General features: G+C 38.0%; 20 protein-coding genes. 9 read left to right on the top strand and 11 right to left on the bottom strand.

Annotated elements, in window-relative coordinates:
* Positions 1-471: 471 nt before the first annotated feature.
* The gene (locus AC3WSK_RS25400; RefSeq protein ID WP_079563304.1) at positions 472-1,809 is read left to right on the top strand and encodes a hemolysin family protein; all 1,338 of its coding nucleotides are present in this window, start codon (positions 472-474) and stop codon (positions 1,807-1,809) included.
* A 288-nt stretch (positions 1,810-2,097) separates the two neighbouring features.
* On the top strand, positions 2,098-3,006 hold the full coding sequence (locus AC3WSK_RS25395) for a cation diffusion facilitator family transporter (protein WP_079563303.1): 909 nt from the start codon (positions 2,098-2,100) through the stop codon (positions 3,004-3,006).
* A 601-nt stretch (positions 3,007-3,607) separates the two neighbouring features.
* Here the strand turns inward: AC3WSK_RS25395 and AC3WSK_RS25390 are convergent.
* The 4 genes from AC3WSK_RS25390 to AC3WSK_RS25375 form a co-directional block, all read right to left on the bottom strand.
* Positions 3,608-4,351, bottom strand: coding sequence for an effector binding domain-containing protein (locus AC3WSK_RS25390; protein ID WP_427484012.1), 744 nt, complete (start codon positions 4,349-4,351; stop codon positions 3,608-3,610).
* Positions 4,352-4,424: 73 nt separating this feature from the next.
* The gene (locus AC3WSK_RS25385) at positions 4,425-5,339 is read right to left on the bottom strand and encodes a helix-turn-helix transcriptional regulator (protein ID WP_427484013.1); all 915 of its coding nucleotides are present in this window, start codon (positions 5,337-5,339) and stop codon (positions 4,425-4,427) included.
* A gap of 210 nt (positions 5,340-5,549) precedes the next feature.
* A complete protein-coding gene (locus AC3WSK_RS25380) occupies positions 5,550-6,197 on the bottom strand; it encodes a response regulator (RefSeq protein ID WP_079563300.1) in 648 nt (215 codons plus the stop codon).
* Positions 6,198-6,208: 11 nt separating this feature from the next.
* Positions 6,209-7,324, bottom strand: coding sequence for a GAF domain-containing sensor histidine kinase (locus AC3WSK_RS25375; RefSeq protein ID WP_079563299.1), 1,116 nt, complete (start codon positions 7,322-7,324; stop codon positions 6,209-6,211).
* 193 nt (positions 7,325-7,517) lie between these two features.
* Here AC3WSK_RS25375 and AC3WSK_RS25370 point away from each other — a divergent pair, with 193 nt between their 5' ends.
* From AC3WSK_RS25370 to AC3WSK_RS25360, 3 genes are all read left to right on the top strand, one after another.
* Positions 7,518-7,943, top strand: a complete 426-nt coding sequence (locus AC3WSK_RS25370; protein ID WP_079563298.1) for a disulfide formation protein C — start codon at positions 7,518-7,520, stop codon at positions 7,941-7,943.
* Between the two features lie 54 nt (positions 7,944-7,997).
* Entirely contained in the window at positions 7,998-8,837 is an 840-nt protein-coding gene (locus tag AC3WSK_RS25365) for an RluA family pseudouridine synthase (protein ID WP_079563297.1), read from the top strand.
* Between the two features lie 260 nt (positions 8,838-9,097).
* Complete coding sequence (locus AC3WSK_RS25360) at positions 9,098-11,278, top strand: 5'-nucleotidase C-terminal domain-containing protein (RefSeq protein ID WP_492414896.1); 2,181 nt, start codon at positions 9,098-9,100, stop codon at positions 11,276-11,278.
* A gap of 360 nt (positions 11,279-11,638) precedes the next feature.
* On the opposite strand, the gene AC3WSK_RS25355 is transcribed toward AC3WSK_RS25360, so the two are convergent.
* Both AC3WSK_RS25355 and AC3WSK_RS25350 read right to left on the bottom strand, forming a co-directional pair.
* Positions 11,639-12,469 carry an aldo/keto reductase gene (locus tag AC3WSK_RS25355; RefSeq protein ID WP_427484015.1) on the bottom strand — a complete coding sequence of 277 codons (831 nt, stop codon included), beginning with the start codon at positions 12,467-12,469 and terminating at the stop codon, positions 11,639-11,641.
* Between the two features lie 84 nt (positions 12,470-12,553).
* Positions 12,554-12,730, bottom strand: a complete 177-nt coding sequence (locus AC3WSK_RS25350; protein ID WP_170939047.1) for a hypothetical protein — start codon at positions 12,728-12,730, stop codon at positions 12,554-12,556.
* 932 nt (positions 12,731-13,662) lie between these two features.
* Here AC3WSK_RS25350 and AC3WSK_RS25345 point away from each other — a divergent pair.
* Complete coding sequence (locus tag AC3WSK_RS25345) at positions 13,663-14,508, top strand: VOC family protein (protein WP_427484016.1); 846 nt, start codon at positions 13,663-13,665, stop codon at positions 14,506-14,508.
* A gap of 74 nt (positions 14,509-14,582) precedes the next feature.
* Here the strand turns inward: AC3WSK_RS25345 and trmL are convergent, their stop codons facing one another.
* A complete protein-coding gene (trmL, locus tag AC3WSK_RS25340) occupies positions 14,583-15,056 on the bottom strand; it encodes a tRNA (uridine(34)/cytosine(34)/5-carboxymethylaminomethyluridine(34)-2'-O)-methyltransferase TrmL (RefSeq protein WP_079563293.1) in 474 nt (157 codons plus the stop codon).
* A gap of 14 nt (positions 15,057-15,070) precedes the next feature.
* Positions 15,071-16,201, bottom strand: a complete 1,131-nt coding sequence (queG, locus tag AC3WSK_RS25335; RefSeq protein WP_427484017.1) for a tRNA epoxyqueuosine(34) reductase QueG — start codon at positions 16,199-16,201, stop codon at positions 15,071-15,073.
* Between the two features lie 59 nt (positions 16,202-16,260).
* Between queG and AC3WSK_RS25330 the strand changes: the two genes are divergently transcribed.
* On the top strand, positions 16,261-16,950 hold the full coding sequence (locus AC3WSK_RS25330; RefSeq protein WP_492414897.1) for a B3/B4 domain-containing protein: 690 nt from the start codon (positions 16,261-16,263) through the stop codon (positions 16,948-16,950).
* A gap of 14 nt (positions 16,951-16,964) precedes the next feature.
* Positions 16,965-17,474: a hypothetical protein gene (locus AC3WSK_RS25325; RefSeq protein WP_079563290.1), complete on the top strand. Its 510-nt coding sequence runs from the start codon at positions 16,965-16,967 to the stop codon at positions 17,472-17,474.
* 97 nt (positions 17,475-17,571) lie between these two features.
* Here AC3WSK_RS25325 and AC3WSK_RS25320 read toward each other — a convergent pair whose 3' ends face one another.
* Positions 17,572-18,237 (bottom strand): hypothetical protein, encoded by a 666-nt coding sequence (locus AC3WSK_RS25320; protein WP_079563289.1) that lies wholly within the window; start codon positions 18,235-18,237, stop codon positions 17,572-17,574.
* A gap of 920 nt (positions 18,238-19,157) precedes the next feature.
* On the opposite strand from AC3WSK_RS25320, the gene AC3WSK_RS25315 reads away from it, so the two are divergent.
* A complete protein-coding gene (locus AC3WSK_RS25315; RefSeq protein ID WP_492414898.1) occupies positions 19,158-20,744 on the top strand; it encodes a catalase in 1,587 nt (528 codons plus the stop codon).
* Positions 20,745-20,799: 55 nt separating this feature from the next.
* Here the strand turns inward: AC3WSK_RS25315 and AC3WSK_RS25310 are convergent, their stop codons facing one another.
* The gene (locus tag AC3WSK_RS25310; protein WP_079563287.1) at positions 20,800-21,702 is read right to left on the bottom strand and encodes a S66 peptidase family protein; all 903 of its coding nucleotides are present in this window, start codon (positions 21,700-21,702) and stop codon (positions 20,800-20,802) included.
* Between the two features lie 23 nt (positions 21,703-21,725).
* A complete protein-coding gene (locus AC3WSK_RS25305; RefSeq protein WP_492414899.1) occupies positions 21,726-21,947 on the bottom strand; it encodes a hypothetical protein in 222 nt (73 codons plus the stop codon).
* Positions 21,948-22,241 lie beyond the last annotated feature (294 nt).

Here is a 22,241-nt window from a genome sequence, read left to right as displayed (position 1 = left end):
CTTGGCTAACCTCTACTTCTGTCTTCGGGGTTCGGGACTTGCACCCTATAGTTCATACGCATGCCGGGCGCACATACAAAGAAGCCACCTCATTTGCATGAGATGGCTCCGTTTTTGTTGCTATTAAAAATAATTCATTTAAAAAAATCAGCAAGTATGCACTCGTGAGATTTTTGACGTGTCGTTTTATATGAGATGTAAATGCTTCTTTCTCTAAACAAACTATCTTCTTTGCTACATTTAAAGTTAGCATAACAAATTTTTATTTTCAATCTTTTGGTGTTTGAAATTATATATTTTTTATATATCGTGAGAAAATTAACTAAAAAAAGTTGTTGTCAATATTTGTGTTTTGCATGTAAATATTTTATGATTAAATTATTCAACAATTTTTTAAATCATAGGAGGTGTACACTTTGCTTCCTTCCCTCATTCGGGCGGGAACAAAGGAATTATTTGGACGGAGACATAATGGAAATAACCATAAGGTTGGTGGCATTTGCCCTACTAATAATAATGACAGGATTTTTCGTTGCAACAGAATTTGCAATCGTTAAAGTAAGGACTACGCGAATTGATCAATTGCTTGCAGAAGGCAATAAAAAAGCAAAAAATGCAAAACGTGTAGTTTCAGATTTAGATGAATACTTATCTGCTTGTCAATTAGGTATTACAATCACTGCTTTAGGTCTAGGTTGGCTTGGTGAACCTACATTTAAGATTATTTTGAATCCAGTGTTTGAATTTCTAAATTTGAGTGAAAGTTTTACTACTGTCCTTTCATTTATACTTGCATTCTCAATTGTAACGTTTATGCATGTAGTTATAGGGGAATTGGCGCCAAAAACACTTGCCATCCAAAAAGCAGAATTTGTAACATTAAACCTTGCTGGCCCATTAGTATTATTCCACAATATTACTTATCCAATCATTAAGCTTTTAAACGGATCTGCACGTGCCTTAACTGGCCTTTTCGGCTTGAAAATGATGTCCGAATCAGAAGTAGCCCATACTGAAGAAGAGTTACGTATGATTTTGTCGGATAGTTTAAAGGGTGGAGAAATTAATACTTCAGAATATGAATATGTAAACAGTATTTTTGAGTTCTCTGATCGTCTTGCGAAAGAAATCATGGTCCCACGTACCGAAATCGTCGGCATTGAAAAAGAACTAACAATTAGAGAAGTTTTCGATTTAATGGGCGTTGAGCAATATACCCGTTACCCAATTATCGATGGTGACAAAGACCATATTATCGGCTTAGTCAATATGAAGCACTTATTAACCGCCTACATTAAAGATCCAGCAAATGGCGATAAACCAGTGATTGAATATATGCAGCCAATTATTCGCGTAATGGAAACAACGCAAATTAACGATTTGTTACTAAAAATACAGCGTGAACGCATTCATATGGCCATTTTAATGGATGAATATGGCGGAACATCTGGCCTAGTTACGATTGAGGATATTATTGAGGAAATTGTCGGCGACATTCAAGATGAATTCGATGAAGATGAAATTCCAGAGGTTCAGGAAATTGCAGAAAATCATTTTATTTTAGATGCGAAGATGCTAGTTGAAAGTGTTAATGATATGCTAGGTACTGACATAGAAGACGATGATATTGATACAATCGGTGGTTGGTTCATGACGAAACGCTTTGATGCGGTCGAAGGAGATAGTATTGAAGAACAAGGTTATGAATTTATCGCAAAAGAATTAGATGGTCACCATATTTTATACTTAGAAGTTCTGAAATTACCTGAACGTGATTTATCAAATGACAACGGTGAAGTAAATGACTAAAATCAATTACGCCTTGGCATAATTGCATTGGATTCGGCTTTGTACTTACACAAAGCCTGAGTTCCACTCTTCCAGCGGATGTTTGGACAAGCGCTGAAGGAGGTTACTTGCAGTGGTATGATTGATGTCGCAATTGTATGATCAAGTATAAAACTAATATTTTGCTCACAGCCTATAATGGCAAGAGCTTCTACTGAAGTAAAATAAATATTTACGCAAAAAACGACTCCCTTACACGAGAAGGGAGTCGTTTTATAATGCCATAAAGTTTTGCTAGGAGGAAACAAAATGGAGCTCTATACAAATTTACGTCAAGGGGAAAAAGGTGCCTGGTTATCTATTGGTACTTATATAATACTAAGCTCAATAAAACTGACGATTGGCTATATCGGAACATCAGAAGCACTAAAAGCAGATGGACTTAACAATACCACTGATATTATCGCATCCATTGCGGTCTTAATTGGATTACGGATTGCTCAAATGCCACCTGACTCTAATCACCAATACGGACATTTACGTGCTGAAACCGTTGCTTCACTTGTTGCTTCGTTCATTATGCTAATTGTTGGCTTACAGGTACTCATCAATTCGCTAAAAAGTCTATGGGAGCCAACTGGCACAGCACCATCATTATTAACAGCCTTTGTGGCAATCGGCAGTGCAGTTGTGATGTATATCGTGTATCGCTATAATTTGGCCCTATCCAAAAAAATAAAAAGCGCTGCTGTTAAGGCTGCAGCCTATGATAATCGCTCAGATGCCCTTGTTAGTATCGGTACAGCAATTGGGATTTTTGGCGCTATTTTTGGCTTCCCCATTATCGATACAATAACAGCTCTACTCGTCGCACTTCTTATTATTAAAACAGCTGTAGAAATCTTTTGGGAGGCAGTTCAAAGCCTCACAGATGCCTTTGATGTTGAAGAAGTTGAAACATTATCCGTTTTAATTCGTAATGTTGACGGAGTAATCGAGCTCTTGGACTTTAAGGGCCGAGCTCACGGCAATATGTATTTTATAGACGTAACAGTGACTGTTGATCCTTACTTAAATGTCTTTGAAAGTCATCGAATCACAGAAGAGATTGAAAAAACCGTTACTCATGAAAATCCCTTCTGTCAGGTACTCGTGCATATTGAGCCTGAAATAGAAGTAAATCCTCTAGCAAATGACGACAAGTCTCCTACCAATTGATTGGTTGGAGACTTGTTTTGTTAAACGAACTAAATCGTCTTGTGGCCTCTTTGGAAATGAAAGTTGCATATATTGTGTTAAAACAAATGGAAACGTTTATGGTTCACCAATTCCCATTGCTAATTGTAAGAAATAAGCAAAAATCAAAATTAATACATTTACCATTAGACCGATCCAACCCAAAATACGTCTTTTAGAAATAAACAAAGAAATAACAGCAAATATAATACCGATAATTGATAAAATACTAAAAACGGTGATACCAAAATAAATATCAAAATCGGGTCCTCTTGTTATAAAGAAAAAATAGCACTTATTATCGCGGGTAATAAAGATGTAACGCTTAAAATGTCTCCAGCTTTTCTCTTAGTCAAATAACCACTCCCTCATTCGTCTTTATTCCTTTTCTACAGCTAAACGACTCATCGTCAGAACATGGGTTAAGTTCCGTAGTGACTACTTACATCAGACAATTCTTTCTTTTCATGATACAACATAATGATGGAAGCGTATGTTTTTACACCGTTTTAAATGTGAAAAATTTCAATATAAACAAAGAAACCTCCTATTTATCATAGATAGGAAGTTTAATTTGTTTAAATTATTTAATGGCAATATAAATATCGACCTGAGCTTCTTTAGGGTTGGCACATCGTTCATCGTACATTTCAAAGTCACCTGTGTATGTTCGCTCTATATCTGAGCTTGCAAACCAAGCCCAGACATCCTGCCATGCTTTTACGACAACTTCTTCAAATGGACCTTTATCAGAAGTGAAAACTACGTATTTAGCAGCTGGCACTGTTTTTACAACCATACCTTCAGGAATTTCGTCGGCTGCAACTACTTCCACTCCAAGTGTAATGGAATACTCTCCGTTAACATCAGTTTCATAATCAGAATACAGTCCATACGTTACTTGATTTACTGCATTAGCTACCTGCCCTACAACATTTTGCTGATAAAAATCCGACCATAATTGTGGGATTTTTGCTTGAGCGGTAATTTCATTTGCATTACTTGTTCGCGTTGAAATTCCTACAATTTGAAATGATTCTTTATTCATCACAATTGGTTCTTGTATATCATGCTTTCTCCATCTCTTTAGGCTTGGTAAAAATGACGTCAACATTTGGCGTGCATCCTCTTCCGCCATACCATCTTCCTTTAAATGTGGGACACAAATTTCGATCATTTCTTCAACTGCTAAATTTGGCTGTTTGAACTCTCCTACTTCATAACAATAAGTGCAATAGTCCTCACTTTTGTGTCCTTCTTTTTCTGTACCAAATAATGCCTCATCCACTAATGGCATTCCACAGCTTTGACAATAACTTTGCATCATTACATCCACCCTTCGTCCTGTTTGTAATGACTATAACAAAGGAAACCTGACAACTGTATGTCATCAATTCATTTTATTTATACAACGTTACAATTTCCTTTGCTCGCATTAATACAATTTCACGTATATGAGGTGGTTCTAAAACTTTTATTCGATGGCCAAAGCTAAGAAGAAAGCCGTATAGCCATTCATCCTCAGGCAATGCAATGTTGATAGTAGAACTTTCACTATTTACATGCTCAGCGCCAAATGACTCTTCTACTAATGTCGTTATAGCACAATCGAAAGATAACGTAAGGTTTACTACATTTTGAGGATGGTGCCACTCTTTATCCCATGGGAGTTCAGATAAGTTGACTTCCCTGCGCTGGAAAGTCGTCATCTCTTCTTGTATATCCTTCATTCTTGAAATTTTAAATAAGCGAAAATCTTCTCTCAATGTGCAAAAGCCATAAACATACCAAACTTTTCCCTTTTGTACTATAGTATGCGGCTCTAATAATCGTCTTGTTATATGACCATGTGTAGTAGAATACGTAAAACTTACACAATGTTCGCGTTCAATTGCTTTCTTTAATAAAGTAATTTGTTCCTTGAAAATAACATTTGGCCCCCAAGGGCTCAGGTCAATAAATAGTTGATCAATCGATTGTTTTACTTCCTCATCCGCAACACCTGTTAATTTTTCAAGTACTGCTTCGGCATGTGAATCCTCGTATGTTGTTAATGCACTTTTAATGGCAATTGAAAGTGATGTAAGCTCCTCCTTCGTCAACACCTGCTTATCAACACGATAGCCATCGATCAAACTAATTCCACCATTAACACCCTGCTGGCTAATAACAGGAACCCCTGCACAGCTCAATGTTTCAATATCTCGATAAATAGTACGCACTGACACATTAAATAAATCGGCAAGCTCCTGGGCTGTCACCTTTTTACGATTTATTAAAATCATCGTCATTGTTAAAAGCCGCTCTAATTTCATATTTGTGCTCCTTTACTCTAAACCCTATTTCCCCCATTGCTAATTACATCGTTTAACTTCCAAATCCTTACTCAATTATATTTACAATATAAGAAAAAACAACCTAGGTACTTATCATGGGCGCTTCCCGAGTCACATTCCACACCTTCTTATACAAAAACGGCGGGTTGCTACAATTTGTAGAAACACGCCGTTTACATTCATTATCTTTTAAACACCGCTACCCTCTGTCAGTCCGTGCTTCACAGCATAAAGAGCCGCCTGAGTACGATCCTGCACCTGTAGCTTCGTAAAAATATTAGAAATATGAGTTTTCACTGTTTTTTCTGTAACGAATAAAGAGGACGCAATCTCTCGATTACTTTTCCCTTTTGTAAGCTCTGCAAGCACATCCTGTTCACGAGGCGTTAGCGGGTTTAAAACATGAGGTGCATTTTTCGATTCTTGACGGTCCATTTCTAGAGTCGTTGTTGCTTCTGGATGTATTGTATTTTCTCCTCGCATAATACGACAAATGGACAATACCAACTCATCAGGCTCAATATCTTTCAACTGATAGCCTGCAGCTCCTGCCTCCATAGCTGGTACCACATGATCACGATCTGAAAAGCTTGTCAGCATTAGAATTTCTATATGCGGAAACTTAGCTTTAATGCGCTTTGTTGCCTGAATACCATCCATTTCAGGCATTACCAAGTCCATGAGTATAATATCTGGCTGTATACTTTCCGCTAATGCTACTGCCTCTAATCCATTTTTTGCTTCTCCTACAACTTCAATATCTTTTTGTGTTTTTAAGAAAAACAATAATCCACGACGTACTACATGATGATCATCCGCGATTAAAACACGTATCATACTCTTCCCCCCTAATATGGCAAGCGGATTAACAGCTCTGTTCCTTTGCCAATTTCACTAACCCAGTCAGCTTTGCCACCAACTGATTTTGCACGATCCTTTATGGATTGCAAGCCCATTGAAAGTAGCTTCGTGTTATGATCGATGACGAAGCCTCGTCCCTCATCACGAATAACAAGTAAAATATCAGTAGAAGTGACCGTTATATATAGCGCAGCCTCCAGCACACCAGCGTGACGACGAACATTGTTCAGTGCTTCTTGGGCTACCCGAAATAATGTTTCTTCGATACGCGATGGGAATTGCAATACACCAGAGACCGTTACTTGAAGCTTCAAGCCAAGCATTTCAGCATATACTTTGATTGCTTCTAGTAAACCATTTTCTAATCCTTTTGGACGAAGTTGCCAAATGAGAGCACGCATTTCTGTTAAGGCATCCTGTGTTAAGTGCTGAATCTCCTTAAATGTTTCCTTCACATCACAATCGTTTGTCATTTCAATACCAGCTCTCGCCGTTAATGTAACAGAAAAAAGTAGCTGATTGACAGAATCATGTAAATCTCGTGCTAGACGATTGCGCTCCTTCACAAGTGCCATTTCTTGTTCCTGCTTTGTCAGCAAAATACGCTTAATGGCCGACCCCATCTGAAATGCAACCGATTCAAGTAATGCTAGCTCTTCCTCTGAAAAACGCACGGTATCCTTTGATGCAACATTTAGGACACCAAAACGCTCTTGCCCTGATTGAAGCGGAACCGTTGCATGATGTGTGATGCCTTCATGATCACCAACATTTGCATCAATTGCACTTTCGATACGTTGACATTCAATAATATTAGAGGCTTTCTTTAATTCCTCATTACGATAGCGGGAAACACACCAGCAGCCTCCCTTTTTTAAATAATGACAATTTTTATACTCCAAAGCCTCTGGTAAATTGACATGGACAACAAGCTCTGATCGCCCTTTTTCATCGATAAAAAAAATCCAGCCTGTTTCAAAATTTGTGCCATTTAAAAATTTCACAAGCGCTCCTTTTAGCATCGACACAATTTCAGTTTCTTCGTTTAATAACTCTGCAATCTCTTTTAAAATACCAATATTGGAATGATCATTCTCCCTCACAAAAACACCTCTTCTTTGGCATTGCTAATTTAATGATAACATTTCAAAGTCTGGAACGTCTGCCTAAGCCATTCATACTTTAGACTGAAATTTTTCATAAGAATACACCTTATTTTGGGTAAGTTAATTTACATATAAAACTAGAACAACTATAATCGAACAAGTACATGGTTATACTAAGGAGAGAACTTATATGTCTAAAAAAGTAGAGAATGGCTTATTATTTATTTGGATTGTCTCTGTCGTTGCAACATTGGGTTCCTTATACTTTTCTGAAATCCGTCATTATGAACCTTGTAAAATGTGTTGGTACCAACGAATTTTCATGTATCCAATTGTCATTATGACAACGATTGCCTTTATCCAAAAAAATGCACGTATTGCTGTAACAACTGCTGTTTTTGCCATTATGGGAGGCAGTATATCACTTTATCATTATGGTATTCAAAAGCTTAGTTTTTTAGCTGAAACTGCACCTTCATGTGGTGCTGTTTCATGTACTGGTCAATATATCAATTGGTTAGGTTTTATCACAATCCCATTTTTAGCGTTAACTGCATTTATTTTAATTGCAGGGGCAAGCTTCTATGTAATGAAGGCTGCTAAAGCAGCAAATTAATTTCTAGACCGTGTTCTACAATTGGAATACGGTCTTTTCTACGGAGGAAGATATATGTTTCACTATGAAATAAATACGAATGATTTGACAGTCGAGGACCTATTGCGCAATCATTGGCGACTCGGCAAAAAGCTAGTCCATGAACTAAGAATGGCAAAGGCTATCACAACTGTTGACGGAGAGCCTATTCAGTGGAAAGATCCACTACAAGTAGGAACAATCATAAAATTTACATTCCCGATTCCGACATCCAATTATCAACCGACACCGGTTTGTGCAATTGATGTCGTCTATGAGGATGACCATTGTTTGATCGTTTCTAAACCAAAAGGCATGTCGACACATCCAAATGATGAGCGTGATACTCATACTTGTATGAATCATGTTATGGCTCATATTAAACAGCAAGGCGGCACTTATGCGGAACATGTCCATCGTTTAGATAGAGGGACACAAGGTTTGTTACTTGTAGCAAAACATCCTTTAGCAAAATCAATCTTTGACCGTATGATTGAGGAAAAATCAATTATTCGAACATACGCTGCAGAAGTGCAAGGAAATTTACGTTCTTCATCTGGCACAATTTCTGAAGCAATCGGGAAAGACCGACATCATGCAACAAGACGTGTCGTTTCTAAAACTGGACAGCATGCAGTGACACACTATGAAGTTGTAGCTCGCTATAAAAGCTCTTGTGTTGTCCATCTAATTCTTGAAACAGGGAGAACACATCAAATTCGCGTACATTTAGCACATCTCGGTCATCCGATTATTGGCGATACAATGTACGGAGCAAGAGAAACGGCAAGTGATGATTACGAGCTTCATGCTATTCAATTGGAATTCGAGCATCCATTTTTAAATAAGCAGATCGTTGTAAAGGACGAGAAATAATTGTTGCACTGCACTTCCAACTAACAATTGGAGGTGCAGTTTTTTTATTCCTTTTTTATATAAGTTGATTTCCGTTATGGAAATAAGTTTTTACTTATTATTCTTTAAAAGTATAAATATATCATTTTACATTTCTTTCATCTATTTTTTACAGCAAATTTAATATACATTTCCATTATTGGTAATGACGATGGATTTCTTTCATGATAGAATTAGAGTGAAATATCAGTCATCTGACTAATATAAGGGGGAAATTATTGATGAAATGGGTTAAAAGTATTGCAGCAACAACTCTAGTTGCGAGTTTACTAGCTACACCCGGTTTTGCCGCACATGCAACAGAAACAGCACCAACAGCTACGAAAGATGGTTTCAAATTAACAGTTTTACACTCAAATGACACGCATGCACACGTTGAGGATGCTCCAAAGCGTGCAACAAAAGTAAAAGAACTTCGTGCTGCAAATAAAAATTCACTTCTTTTAGATGCTGGTGACGTTTTCTCTGGTACTTTATACTTTAACGAATTTGCTGGAGAAGCTGATATGAAGTTAATGAACTTAATGGGTTATGATGCCATGACTTTTGGTAACCATGAGTTCGATTTAGGATCAAGCCCAGAAGGACATGCTGCACTTGCTAAATTCGTTAAGGGTGCAGGTTTTCCATTATTAGGAAGTAACCTTGACTTTTCAAAGGATTCTTTATTCGACGGCTTACAATTCAAAACAGTCACTAAAGACTTTGAAAACGGTAAAATTTATGACGGTATTATTAAAGAAATCGCCGGAGAAAAAGTAGGTATTTTCAGTTTAACAACAGAAGAAACACCTTCGATTTCAAGCGTTGCTAACGTTCAGTTTGCTAACTATATCGACTCTGCGAAAAAAGCAGTAGCAGAATTTGAAAAACAAGGCGTTAACAAAATTATCGCATTAACACACATAGGCTTCGATGACTCCGCAGATTGGGATAATGATCAATTACTAGCGAAATCTGTAGAAGGCATTGATGTAATCGTAGGTGGTCATACACATACTAAATTAGACAAGCCTGTGAAAGCTGAAACACCATTTAAGAACCCTACAATTATCGTTCAAACAGGTCAATATAGCGAAAATTTAGGTGAATTAGATTTAACATTCAACGATAATGGCGCCGTTGTTGACTACTTCGGTCAATTACATGCTTTAAATGATAAAGAAAAGCCCGTAGAAGCCGATCCTGAAGCTACAGCACTTTTAGCTCCATATAAAGAGAAAATTTCAAAAATATTAAATCAATCAACAGGTAATACAGCTGTTTCACCACTAAATGGCGGTCGTAATCTTTGGGGTGTTCGTGCTGGAGAAACAAACCTTGGTAACTTAATTACTGATGGTATGCTTGCTGGTGCTAAAAAAATTGACCCTGAAGTACAATTTGCATTCCAAAATGGTGGTGGTATCCGCGCAAGCATTGATGCAGGAGATATCACTGTTGGCGAAGTTATGACAGTCATGCCATTCGGTAATGCACTTGGCATCGTAAAATTAAAAGGTTCTGAAATCTATGAAATTGTTGAACATAGTGTGAAAGAGTTCCCTAAAGAATTTGGTGGCTTCTTACACTTCTCTGGTTTACAAGTAGAATTTGATGGAAAAGCACCTGCTGGTAAACGTGTTAAATCTATTAAATTAAATGGTAAAGAATTAGATAAAGCAGCCTATTATAAAGCTGCAACAAATACGTTCACTGCTAAAGGTGGAGACGGCTATGATACACTGAAAAAAGTTTATGAAGACGGCCGTGTAAGTGAACCTGGTACAATTGACTATGAAATGTTTATCGAACACTTAAATACACTGAAAAAAGTTGATGCAAAAGTAGAAGGTCGTATTATTGCATCAATTCCATTTACAGATATCGTAAAAGGATCAGAAACAGAAGGCTATGTTCGCGACCTTTATTACCGTGATTTAACAAACGGTACTTCTGCAACAATTTATTCACCAAACGCAAACTTAACACGTGCTCAAGCTGCATCATTTATCGCACGTGCCTTAAAGCTTGAAGCTAAAGGTCAAGCACCATTCTCGGATATTGCTAATGTAAATGCTGAAACACAAAAAGAAATTATAGCACTTGCTGAAGCTGGAATTGTAAAAGGTGTGAATGGTAGTAAATTCAATCCTAATGCAAAAGTAACTCGTGCTCAACTTGCTTTAATGTTCGCTCGTGCGTATAACTTACAACATGACGCAAAAACAGGTTTAAAAGCTGATTTCAGTGATATTTCTAAATACGACGCTGAAACACAAGATGCTATCGCACTTCTGAAAGACTTAAAGATTGTTAGCGGCGCAAACGGCAAATTTATGCCTGGTAACAACGCTACACGTGCACATATGGCAAAAATGCTTTCTAACTACGTTCCTTTTGTAAAAGAATCTAAAGAATAATTTTTAAAATCCCGCTTCTCTATGTAGAGAGCGGGATTTCATGTTTAAAAACTATTGTAAGTATGGCTCTTCGGCAAAACGAAAGGTTGATTTCCGTTCCGTCTGGCGCTTTGTAGCTGTCGCTTCGCTTTCGCACAGAGCAGAGCTTCCTGGGGGCGTCCGATGAGCCCCAAGGAGTCGCCAACCCCCACTCCAATCAACCACTTCACAAAACGTATATTTTCTGAGATGTCACTTTAATCTATTAATATGAAACTTCAGCAGATGTTTTTTGTGAAAAAGTGAAGTCGTTGCCACAGGACTTATCAACAACTAAGTTCCTCTATTTCAGCGGTTGTTTGGACACCCGCTGAAAAGTAGTTAAAAATTAAATTTAAAGTTATCTGGGTCTTGCCCAAATCGTTCATTGCGATTTACTGTAGCTATTTTATCCATTTGTGCTAGTGTTAATTCAAAATCAAAAATCTGTGCGTTTTCCTCAATACGACTTGGTGTCACAGACTTTGGAATAATAAGTGTATCATTTTGTAAATGCCAGCGCAGCACTACTTGAGCAGCTGTCTTCCCTATTTCGTGACCAATTTCAATAATCATTGGATTATCAAGCACACCACCGCGACCTAATGGAGACCATGCTGTAACAGCAATTCCATGCTCGCTACAATATGCTCTTAATGGATCTTGCTGTAAATATGGATGCACCTCTACTTGATTGACCATTGGTGCAATATTTGCTTTAGCTAATAGCTTTTGTAAATGGTGCTCATGGTGATTTGAGACCCCTGTTGCACGAATTAGTTTTTCATCATATAAACGCTCAATTGCTCTATACGTCTCTTCAAATGTTTCAGGAACTGCCCAATGCGTTAAATATAAATCTAAATAGTCCATATTTAACTTTTTCAAAGATCCTTCAAAAGCTCGTAATGTTTCATCATAACCTTGGTCATTATTCCAAACCTTTGTCGTCACAAAAATATCCTCACGTTTAACGCCTGAATGACGAATAGCTTCACCCACCTCAGCCTCATTACCATAAAGCGAAGCAGTATCTATAGCTCGGTAACCATATTTAAGAGCTTTATCAATAGCCTGCAAAGTCTCATCACGCTCTGTCATTTTATAAACACCTAAGCCAAAGCGAGGCATTTCCACACCGTTTGTTAATGTTTTTGTTGATTGTAAATTCAAGAATAACAACCCCTTTCTTTTCCTAGTTCCATTATACAAAAAATTGGTTTTAAGAAACATCAGGAAAGTTTACGGGGGAATTACTTATTGTTCTTCTGCCTTCTCTTCATAATCATCCACTTGGATAGGGTCTGGAATTCGATCGTCTTCTATAAGCTCTTGACCATCACGTAAATGCTCCATCTGCTTCCCCAAATCCTGTAAATCTTTAAAATTTCTAGCCATTGTACCGTTTTCGATATTTGGAACCTTTTTTTCCACTATCATCACCTCTCTTATAGTTTTCCCTAAATAGTTATTTCTGAACCATTTCTGACATATTTTATTCCGCTACGTCGTTTCATTTTTATAATAGATAGGCTATACTAAAAAGAGATGTCTTTATAAACATGAGGAGGGTTCTTCCATGAGTTTAATATTAATTATTGGTGTAACAGTAGCGTTTTTAACTGCTATTTTCACTGCTGGTTACGAAGGCGACTACAGATCAGACAAATAATACCTCGAGAAAATCACTAAGCGTAAGTATGTGCTTAGTGATTTTTTTGTTTTTTTTAAACTATTACGGCAAAAGGTATAAGGTATAAGGTGCCCTATTGTAAAAGGTTTGACTCTTCGGCAAAGCGAGGAGTTGATTTCCGTTCCGACTGGGCGCTTTGTTGCTGTCGCTTCGCTTTCGCACAGAGCAGAGCTTCCTGGGGGCGTCCGATGAGCCGCTTGGGGCAACAGGATGTTGGTCACGAAGGCGTTATCACAGGACGTGATGCTCTTAGCCTTCGTTCCCCTTCTTGCTCGCTCCAGGGTCTCGGGCCAACACGATGTTGGTCACGGAGGCGTTATCACAGGATGTGATGCTTTTAGCCTCCGTTCCTCTATTGCTGATCCCCGAGGAGTCGCCCAGTCGTAACGAAGATCAACTTATTCATATGACATTCATTAAAAAATGACATCTCAAAATTCTAATAGTGTAAAAATTTACCAGAAAAATCTGCTTGCATGACCCACCACCATAACGTTGGGTTGATTTCCACCTCCGACTGGATGCTTTCATTAGGACGCTATAGCTGCTTCGGTTACCTTTCTTATTTACTGGAACAATATAATTACTTGACTTTAATCACTTTATAAAATAAACTTACTTACATAAAGTAAGTTGATAATTAATAATAACTTTTATTTGGAGGTAATTGGCTATGCATTTTCATGAAAAACCTAACACATATGTCACAAATGTTGAAATTAAAGTGAGTGATTTACAACGTTCATTAACTTATTATCAGGAGGTAATTGGTTTTAAAGTTTTACATCAAGAATCAAATAGAACAACTCTAACAGCTGATGGTAAAACAGCTTTACTGACACTCGTCCAACCTGAAACAATAGAAGAAAAAACGAGCTTAACAACTGGACTTTATCATTTTGCAATTTTATTGCCTACTCGTCGTGATTTAGCAAATATCATTACTCATTTCCATAACAATGGTGTGTACTTCGGAGCATCTGACCATGATGTCAGTGAAGCACTTTATTTAAATGATCCTGATAATAATGGGATTGAGGTTTATGCGGATCGTCCTGAAAATGAATGGACTTGGCATTTTGACCAAGTGCATATGGTGACTGAACCTCTTAAAATCCATTCTATATTAGAGGAAGGCGATGGTAGATGGGGTGGCCTTCCAGCTGATACGGTTATGGGGCATATTCATCTATCAGTATCTAATTTAGCTGCCGCAGAGGAATTTTACACAAAAGGATTAGGATTTGAGATTGTCACTCGCTATGGCGCACAAGCTTTATTCATCTCAACTGGCCGCTATCACCATCATATCGGTTTAAACACTTGGCACTCTGAAAATGCACCAAAGCTTGGTGAAAATCAAGTTGGCTTACAAACATTTTCACTGCGTCTAGATAATGAAGAGCAAGCAGCAACAATGAAAGAAAATCTTCGTGCAATTGGTGCACCTGTTACCGATATAGATGGTGGATTCCAAACAGAGGACCCATCAGGTATCGTTGTTTTATTAAAATTTTAAAAGTGATGTTTCCGGCACTTTTGGATTCATTTTTACGAAAAAAGCAGTTCTCCTCTATGAGAGAACTGCTTTTTTTAATGTAATCCTGGATAACCTTGTTGACGTAACGCTTCATAAATAACAATGGCTGCTGTATTCGATAGATTGAGCGAACGAACATGCTCACTCTGAGGAATACGTAAGCACATATCGCGACGCTCATAGGCAAATTCCTTTGGCAGGCCAGTCGTTTCTTTTCCAAACATAAAGTAAATATCACGATCTTTATCACTAAAATCATGTGTCGTGAAGGGTTCTTCACTATATGTCTCAATTAAATAAACGTCGCCATTTTTGGATGCCTCTAAAAAGTCCTCTAGCGAATCGTGGTAAACGACATTTACACTATGCCAGTAATCTAAGCCAGCACGTTTTAGCATTTTATCGTCCGTGGAAAATCCAAGAGGACGAATTAAATGTAATGAGGTATTTGTTCCAGCACATGTGCGTGCAATATTCCCTGTATTCGCTGGAATTTCTGGTTGATATAAAACGATATGCAATGGCATAACGATACACTTCCTTAACTAAAAAATTGTAAACCTTTATAAATTTCAACGAGTACTTCCTCGTCTCGTTCTTTTGCTTTTGCCTCAAGTAATGCAGATTGGGCCTGCACCCCGCCTATCTTACCTAAAGCCCATGCTGCTGTTCCTCGAATAACAGGTCGTTCATCTTTTTCAAGAAGTGCTACTAAATCTGGTACTGCAGCTTCTTCTTTAAAGTGCGCAAGTGCCAAAATAGCATTGCGTTGAATCGGCTTTTTCCCCCGCCACGAACCAGAAACATGTCCAAACTTTTCTTTAAAGTCACGATTTGAAATCGTTAAAAGTGGAACAAGTAATGGCTTTGCAAGCTCTGGATCAGGCTTAAATTCCTCATGTATCCAATTAATCTTGCCTTTATTCTTCGGGCATACAGTCTGGCATGTATCGCAGCCATACAAACGATTACCAATATGGGTACGAAACTCATCAGGTAGCATTCCCTTAGTTTGCGTTAAAAAGGCTATACAACGTTGTGAGTCTAGTTGTCCCCCCTCGATTAAAGCGCCAGTTGGACAAACATCTAAACATAAACGGCAATCCCCACATTCATCCTCCATAGGCTTATCAGGCGCAAAAGGGATATTCGTAATAAGCTCTCCTAAATATACATAAGAACCAAACTCAGGTGTAATAATCGAGCAGTTTTTTCCGCTCCAGCCTATCCCAGCACGTTCTGCAACTGCCCTATCCACAAGTGCCCCCGTATCAACCATCGATTCAATACGTACACCTTCTATACGCTCCTCAAGCCAGGCTGATAATAATTTCAATCGCTCACGTAATGCTGTATGATAATCGACACCCCAGGAAGCACGGCAAAAAATCCCGCGTCTTGCTCCCTTCTTGCCAACAGGTGCATTTTGCATGCGCGACGGATAGGCTACAGCGATCGCCACAATGCTCTCTGCTCCCTCTAACAATTGTAGGGGTTCGGTACGTTTTTCAACATCGCTTTCTTCAAAGCCAGACTGATAGCCAAGTTCTTGCTGACGGCGCAGTCTATTTTTTAATTCTGTAAATGGAGCTGCTGTTGTAAAGCCAATTTTGTCTACACCAATGGACATTGCATACGCCACAAATTCACGTTGTAGGTCATGTATGTTCATTTCATTTCCAACTCCTTACATGATACAATAATAGAAATAGATAAAGTAGGTGATGTTTTATGGAAATTACAATTAATCAATCTCTATTGACACAACATCCCGAGCTAAAAATCGGCATTATTCATTATACCAAAATTGTCGTTTCAGAATCTCCTCAAATGATTAAAGGTCGCATGCAATTGTATCAAGAAAATCTCTTTTTAGAAATGCAAGATCGTCCTGTAACGCAACGTGAGGGTATCGCAGAATGGCGACAACTATGGAAAAAGCTTGGCGCAGATCCGAACCGCTATCGTCACTCAGCAGAAAGCTTAATGCGCCGAATTAGTAAACAAAATTATTTAACACCACTTCACTCAGGTGTTGATTTAAATAATTTCTTCTCCCTCCAATATGAGATTCCAGTAGGTTTATATGATATGGCTAAACTAAAAGGGAATATAGAAATCGCACTTGGCAACGAGGATACTGGCTATGAAGGTTTAAATGGTCGTTTTAATGCATTAAAAAATATCCTTTGTAGCTGTGATGCTGAAGGAGCATTTGGGTCACCATTTGTCGATTCTAAACGTACGTCTGTTTCAGAGGAAACGACCGAGGCTCTACATATTTTCTATCTTCGCCCATCATTATCAGAGGAAAATGCGAAAGAGCTTCTTGCATCTGCTGGTAAGATGTTTAACCAAGTTCATGGTGGCGATTATAAAATGGCCCTATTAACAAACGCAGCACCATCTACAACACTATAAAAGGACGTGTTTTCATGATTAATCTTGCAGAAGCCGTTAAGCTCAAGAGTATTTTAGCAAAAAAAGTACAGGAGCTTATTGGCGAATTAGAACGTAGCGCTTTTGTAACTGTTGAAAAAGGACAAGCACCTAAAACAAGTAATCGCGCAATGACAGTAATTGAAGCTGAATTGGCTCAAGTACGTCTCGATGTTCGTACATTGGATCGTTTAGTATATGAAGCAAATATAAAAAACTCAGTAGACTTTAAAGGTGAAAAACTAGCATTAGTTGAAGCCATTGAACTCGCTACACAACTCCGTGCAGATGTCGAGCTTTGCAAGGAGTTTAGTATGCATGAAAAAGAAAGTGTACGCACGGGCTATGGTGAAACTACAATGCTTTATGAAATTGCTATGTATGAGCCAGATGATTATCGTGAACGTGCTATTACACTAGAAAAAGATGCCCATAAATTATCGAACCTTATTAATGCAAAGAATTATAGTGTTGAAATCAACTTTGATGATTCTCGTTATTTCTAATCAAATCGTAAAATACTGCAATAAAAAAAGCATCCTTCTTGAACTGCACATCCAATTGGGTTTAACAATTGGAGTACAGCTTTTGGATGCTTTTTTTCTACTTTGTTAAATCAAAATTAATTCCAATTTTCCCTAAATCCATATCAGCAATAAGGAAAGTTACATTATGATTAGTATTAGGATCAGTATAAGTATGAGTACCTTTATTCTCATTTCCAGCTTTATCTAATTCATCAATAAGTTTATCTACATTCACTCCTAATATAGCAGCCATTGATATAGCGGAGGAAATTCCTTCTCCCCATTCATCTCCCTCTTCATTTACTTCGTTTTCTGGCACTCCTTCCATAGAAACCCCATATCCAATTATTTTTTTATCATTGTTATATTTAGCTTCTACTTTATAATGACCCTTATATTGTTTAAAATCAGTTTCCAATAAGATTTGTGAGAATGTATTATTCTCTTCTTTATTCAGTTCACTAGTAATTGGTTCTGAAATCTCATCTATTACGATTGGATCTTCTGGATCCTGTTTAAATACATCAACTTTGACATTGTATTTTTTAACAAGCTTTTCTACCGCAGCCTTTGATTCAGGATCGACCTCTTCAAATTTTACTGGAACGACTTTCTTTTCCTCAGCTGGTTCTTTCTCTACAACATCTTCTTTTTTTACATCTACCTCTTTTTTCTTCTCTGTTCCCTCTCCGGAACATCCAACTAGCATAACTGCTAGAAGTAATAATAAAGCTTTCTTCATTACCTTTTTCCCTCCGAATGCATATCAATAAAAATATACTTTACTAGATTCAATGAAATAGAATTATAGTGAAAAAAATACTTAAATTTCTATTTAATATCCTCTTATTATAATTCTTACAAAACTGGATGTATATTACCATGATTATCATTCGACATTTTTCGACATTTTGGAGAAATTAAGGTTTTGCGGGATATTAAAACTATGTTTAAAAGCTTAATTGCACCGAAGCAATTACAATTGACAAACCGAATTTTTATGGCTTCTCAACCCCAGTAAAAAGCAATAAACACTTGTATATCAAGATTTAAACTAGTAAAGATTAGGACGAGTATGTGTACAGGAATAAACAATTCAAATATAAAATAATATTGACATTTATCCTCAGCATGTCACTGTGAGCCTTTCGAAAATTTGTAACAAATATGAATCTTTGCTCGTTATTAGAGTATGTAATTTATTAGTAATGACTTACAGTACGTCCGATGAATTAGAGCTTTTCATATCATAAGGAAATGTATACAATAGGTTATGGAGTCGATAAGACTTCATATCAAATTGGATGTGCTGTTTTCAAAACTAGCTTTTTGGAGCTAACATAAACGAAACCAATGACAAGTTACCTGTTACTGTATGACCAATGACTAATAACCAACTATATGCTATGGCCATACCTGTGAACTTAATAAATCATTCGAAAACGCCATCCAATAGCTCTCTTACACCTTGTGTGTGGGAGGGCTTTTTAAATTCGCAATGAATATCAACAAAGTCAAAATCAACATTTTTAAATTTTTAATTATATTTTGATAATTCACTTTCGTTGACTCTCACTCATCTCGTGTGCAGGAGAGTTTTTTCATGTCTATTTGTTCACTAATATGGACACAATGGCTATATCAAATGAAAGGGGTTATACAATGACAAAACAACATGATTCAACAGACGAGCATGACATGACCTTGACAAATCGACAGGGGCATCCTATTACTAACAATCAAAATATACGAACTGTCAGTAATCGAGGACCTGCAACCCTTGAAAACTATGATTTTATAGAGAAAATAAGTCACTTTGACCGCGAAAGAGTTCCTGAGCGTGTTGTTCATGCTCGAGGTGCTGGGGCGCATGGCTATTTTGAAACATACGGAGTAGTCGGGGATAAGCCTATTTCTAACTATACAAGAGCTAAAGTATTTCAGGAAAAGGGCAAGCAGACGCCTGTTTTTGTGCGTTTCTCAACCGTTATTCATGGTGGCCATTCACCAGAAACATTACGAGATCCACGAGGCTTTGCTGTAAAATTTTATACTGAGGATGGTAACTGGGATTTAGTCGGCAATAATTTAAAAATCTTCTTTATCCGCGATGCTATGAAATTCCCGGATATGATTCACGCCTTTAAGCCTGATCCTATTACAAATATCCAAGACGTTGAACGCTTTTTTGATTTCTGTGCAAGCTCACCAGAATCTTTTCATATGGTGACATTCATTTATTCACCATGGGGTATTCCAGCTAATTATCGAATGATGCAAGGCTCTGGTGTCAATACGTATAAATGGGTCAATTGCGAAGGTAAAGCAGTCCTTGTAAAATATCATTGGGAACCTTTACAGGGCATTAAAAACTTAACACAAAAAGAAGCGGAAGAAATCCAAAAGAAAAACTTTAATCATGCCACGCAGGATTTATACGATGCAATTGAAAAAGATGATTACCCTGAATGGGAGCTTAACGTCCAAATTATGGAGGATGGTTCGCATCCAGAGCTTGATTTTGATCCATTAGATGATACGAAGCTTTGGCCTAATGATCAGTTCCCATGGTATCCAGTTGGTAAAATGGTGTTAAATAAAAATCCAGAAGATTATTTTGCTGAGGTTGAACAGGCTACATTCGGTACAGGTGTGCTTGTGGACGGATTGGATTTCTCAGATGATAAAATGTTACAAGGTCGTACCTTCTCTTATTCTGATACACAGCGTCATCGCGTAGGTGCAAACTATTTACAACTTCCTATCAATGCTCCTAAAAAACGAGTAGCAACCAATCAAAATGGTGGTCAAATGATGTATAAGCGTGATTTAGCTCCAGGGCAAAATCCTCATATTAACTATGAGCCTTCAATGTTAAATGGTTTAAAGGAAGCTACCCAAACTGCTAAGGAACATACACCACATGTGGAAGGTAATCTCGTTAGGGAATCTATTGATCGTCAAAGTAATACAAAGCAAGCTGGAGAAACGTATCGCAATTTTGAGCAATGGGAGCGAGACGAATTGCTTGAAAACTTAATTCGTGATTTAGCAGTCTGCAATAGTGCCATTCAAGAGGCGATGATCGCATTAGCGGAGGAAGCCGACGAGGAGTATGGTCGCTTGTTAAAAGAAGGGTTGCAAAAAGCTCAGAATGATTCTTCTTCATCAAAGCCACTTGGCAATATTGATGGTGATAAAGCGCCTAAAAAGGCTGTAGATAAAGGTCATGACGCAGAGCCTTATTAATAAAATAACCTCACAATAAAAACGCTCAGCACACTATAAAGTGCTGAGCGTTCTTTTAATGCACACCAGGCAAAATTTTCAGTACCTTTTCCTGTGCATCTAAAATAGCATCTACCCCTAATGGAATAGCAATATTCGTTGAATCATGACCAATTTTAAAGCCTGCTACAACCGGAACGTCTAAATCCGCAAAATAGTCCTTCATTAAAGTCATTAGTGCCGCTTCATCCGCTTCCGTTTGCGTGAAGGAACCTATCATAACACCTGCTAACTGTTCAAGCTTTCTCGCCTGTTTTAATTGCTGCAACATCTCATCGATTCTTGGAATAGTTTCTCCAAGCTCCTCGATCAATAAAATGCGACCTTCCGTGCGCACTTCAAATTTAGTACCTAATGTGTTAACAAGACGACGTAAATTGCCACCAATAATCTGGCCACGAGCAACACCAGGTGCAATCGTTGTTAACGGCGCAATATCCTCCGTATACTGTAACTCCATCGGTGAAAATAACTGTAAAAACATTTTCTTTGATAAATCATCTATTCTATCTACTGACATAAGGAGCGGTCCATGAAACGTCACTAAATTAGCATATTCATTAATCGCACAATGTAAATATGTAAGATCAGAGAAGCCCCAGAAGATTTTCGGATTTTCCTCTAGTAGTCCGTAGTCAATCTTTTCCGCAATTCGTGCAGAGCCATAGCCCCCCTTAACACAAAAAATTGCCTTCACCTCTGGATTTCTCACCATCTCATGAAAGTCAGCCAGACGCTCCTCATCATTACCTGCAAGATAATCATGCTTTGCCTGAATCGTATCCCCAATTACATAGTTAAGACCTAACTCTTCAAGAAAGGCTATTGCATCTCCTAGCTTTTCGGGCTTTACTTGACTTGATAAAGCCACAAGACCAACTGTATCGCCCTTTTCTAAATGTGGTACGGTGCTTTTCACCCTAACCCCTCCTATTGTTTTTCTCATTCTAGCATATAGATAATATTGTAGCATTGATTAATGGCGAAGCTAATGCCTATAACATCTAAATGTCCAGGTGAATACAACGACTTTGGCGGGGCTATCCACGATTTTGGCTGTTCTATCCACGATTTTGATTGTTCTATCCACGACTCTGATTGTTCTATCCACGACTTTGATTGTTCTATCCGTCGCTTTCGCCTTTCTTTCCGTCGCTTTGCCAATTCTATCCGTCGCTCTAATTTCTTTCCGTCACTTCGGCCCTTCTTTCCGTCACTCTCGCCTTTCTTTCCGTCGCTTCGCCAATTCTATCCGTCGCTCTGACTTCTATCCGTCACTTCGGCTCTTCTTTCCGTCGCTTTCGCCTTTCTATCCGTCGCTTTGCCCATTCTATCCGTCGCTCTGATTTCTATTCGTCACTTCGGCTCTTCTTTCCGTCGCTCTCGCCTTTCTTTCCGTCGCTTCGCCAATTCTATCCGTCGCTCTGACTTCTATCCGTCACTTCGGCTCTTCTTTCC

It is taken from the genome of Lysinibacillus sp. EB271-A1-10B (assembly GCF_058791335.1).
The sequence above is the reverse complement of the archived record's forward strand: the minus strand, read 5'-3'. Positions and strand labels throughout refer to the sequence as shown.

Coding starts and splice junctions, on each gene's coding strand:
- AC3WSK_RS25380 (WP_079563300.1), bottom strand. CDS start 6,197: ATGATACGTGTTTTAATCGCGGATGATCATCATGTAGTACGTCGTGGA.
- AC3WSK_RS25370 (WP_079563298.1), top strand. CDS start 7,518: ATGTCTAAAAAAGTAGAGAATGGCTTATTATTTATTTGGATTGTCTCT.
- AC3WSK_RS25330 (WP_492414897.1), top strand. CDS start 16,261: ATGGAAATTACAATTAATCAATCTCTATTGACACAACATCCCGAGCTA.
- trmL (WP_079563293.1), bottom strand. CDS start 15,056: ATGCCATTGCATATCGTTTTATATCAACCAGAAATTCCAGCGAATACA.
- AC3WSK_RS25320 (WP_079563289.1), bottom strand. CDS start 18,237: ATGAAGAAAGCTTTATTATTACTTCTAGCAGTTATGCTAGTTGGATGT.
- AC3WSK_RS25365 (WP_079563297.1), top strand. CDS start 7,998: ATGTTTCACTATGAAATAAATACGAATGATTTGACAGTCGAGGACCTA.
- AC3WSK_RS25325 (WP_079563290.1), top strand. CDS start 16,965: ATGATTAATCTTGCAGAAGCCGTTAAGCTCAAGAGTATTTTAGCAAAA.
- AC3WSK_RS25390 (WP_427484012.1), bottom strand. CDS start 4,351: ATGATGCAAAGTTATTGTCAAAGCTGTGGAATGCCATTAGTGGATGAG.
- AC3WSK_RS25315 (WP_492414898.1), top strand. CDS start 19,158: ATGACAAAACAACATGATTCAACAGACGAGCATGACATGACCTTGACA.
- queG (WP_427484017.1), bottom strand. CDS start 16,201: ATGAACATACATGACCTACAACGTGAATTTGTGGCGTATGCAATGTCC.
- AC3WSK_RS25400 (WP_079563304.1), top strand. CDS start 472: ATGGAAATAACCATAAGGTTGGTGGCATTTGCCCTACTAATAATAATG.
- AC3WSK_RS25385 (WP_427484013.1), bottom strand. CDS start 5,339: ATGAAATTAGAGCGGCTTTTAACAATGACGATGATTTTAATAAATCGT.
- AC3WSK_RS25395 (WP_079563303.1), top strand. CDS start 2,098: ATGGAGCTCTATACAAATTTACGTCAAGGGGAAAAAGGTGCCTGGTTA.
- AC3WSK_RS25360 (WP_492414896.1), top strand. CDS start 9,098: ATGAAATGGGTTAAAAGTATTGCAGCAACAACTCTAGTTGCGAGTTTA.
- AC3WSK_RS25345 (WP_427484016.1), top strand. CDS start 13,663: ATGCATTTTCATGAAAAACCTAACACATATGTCACAAATGTTGAAATT.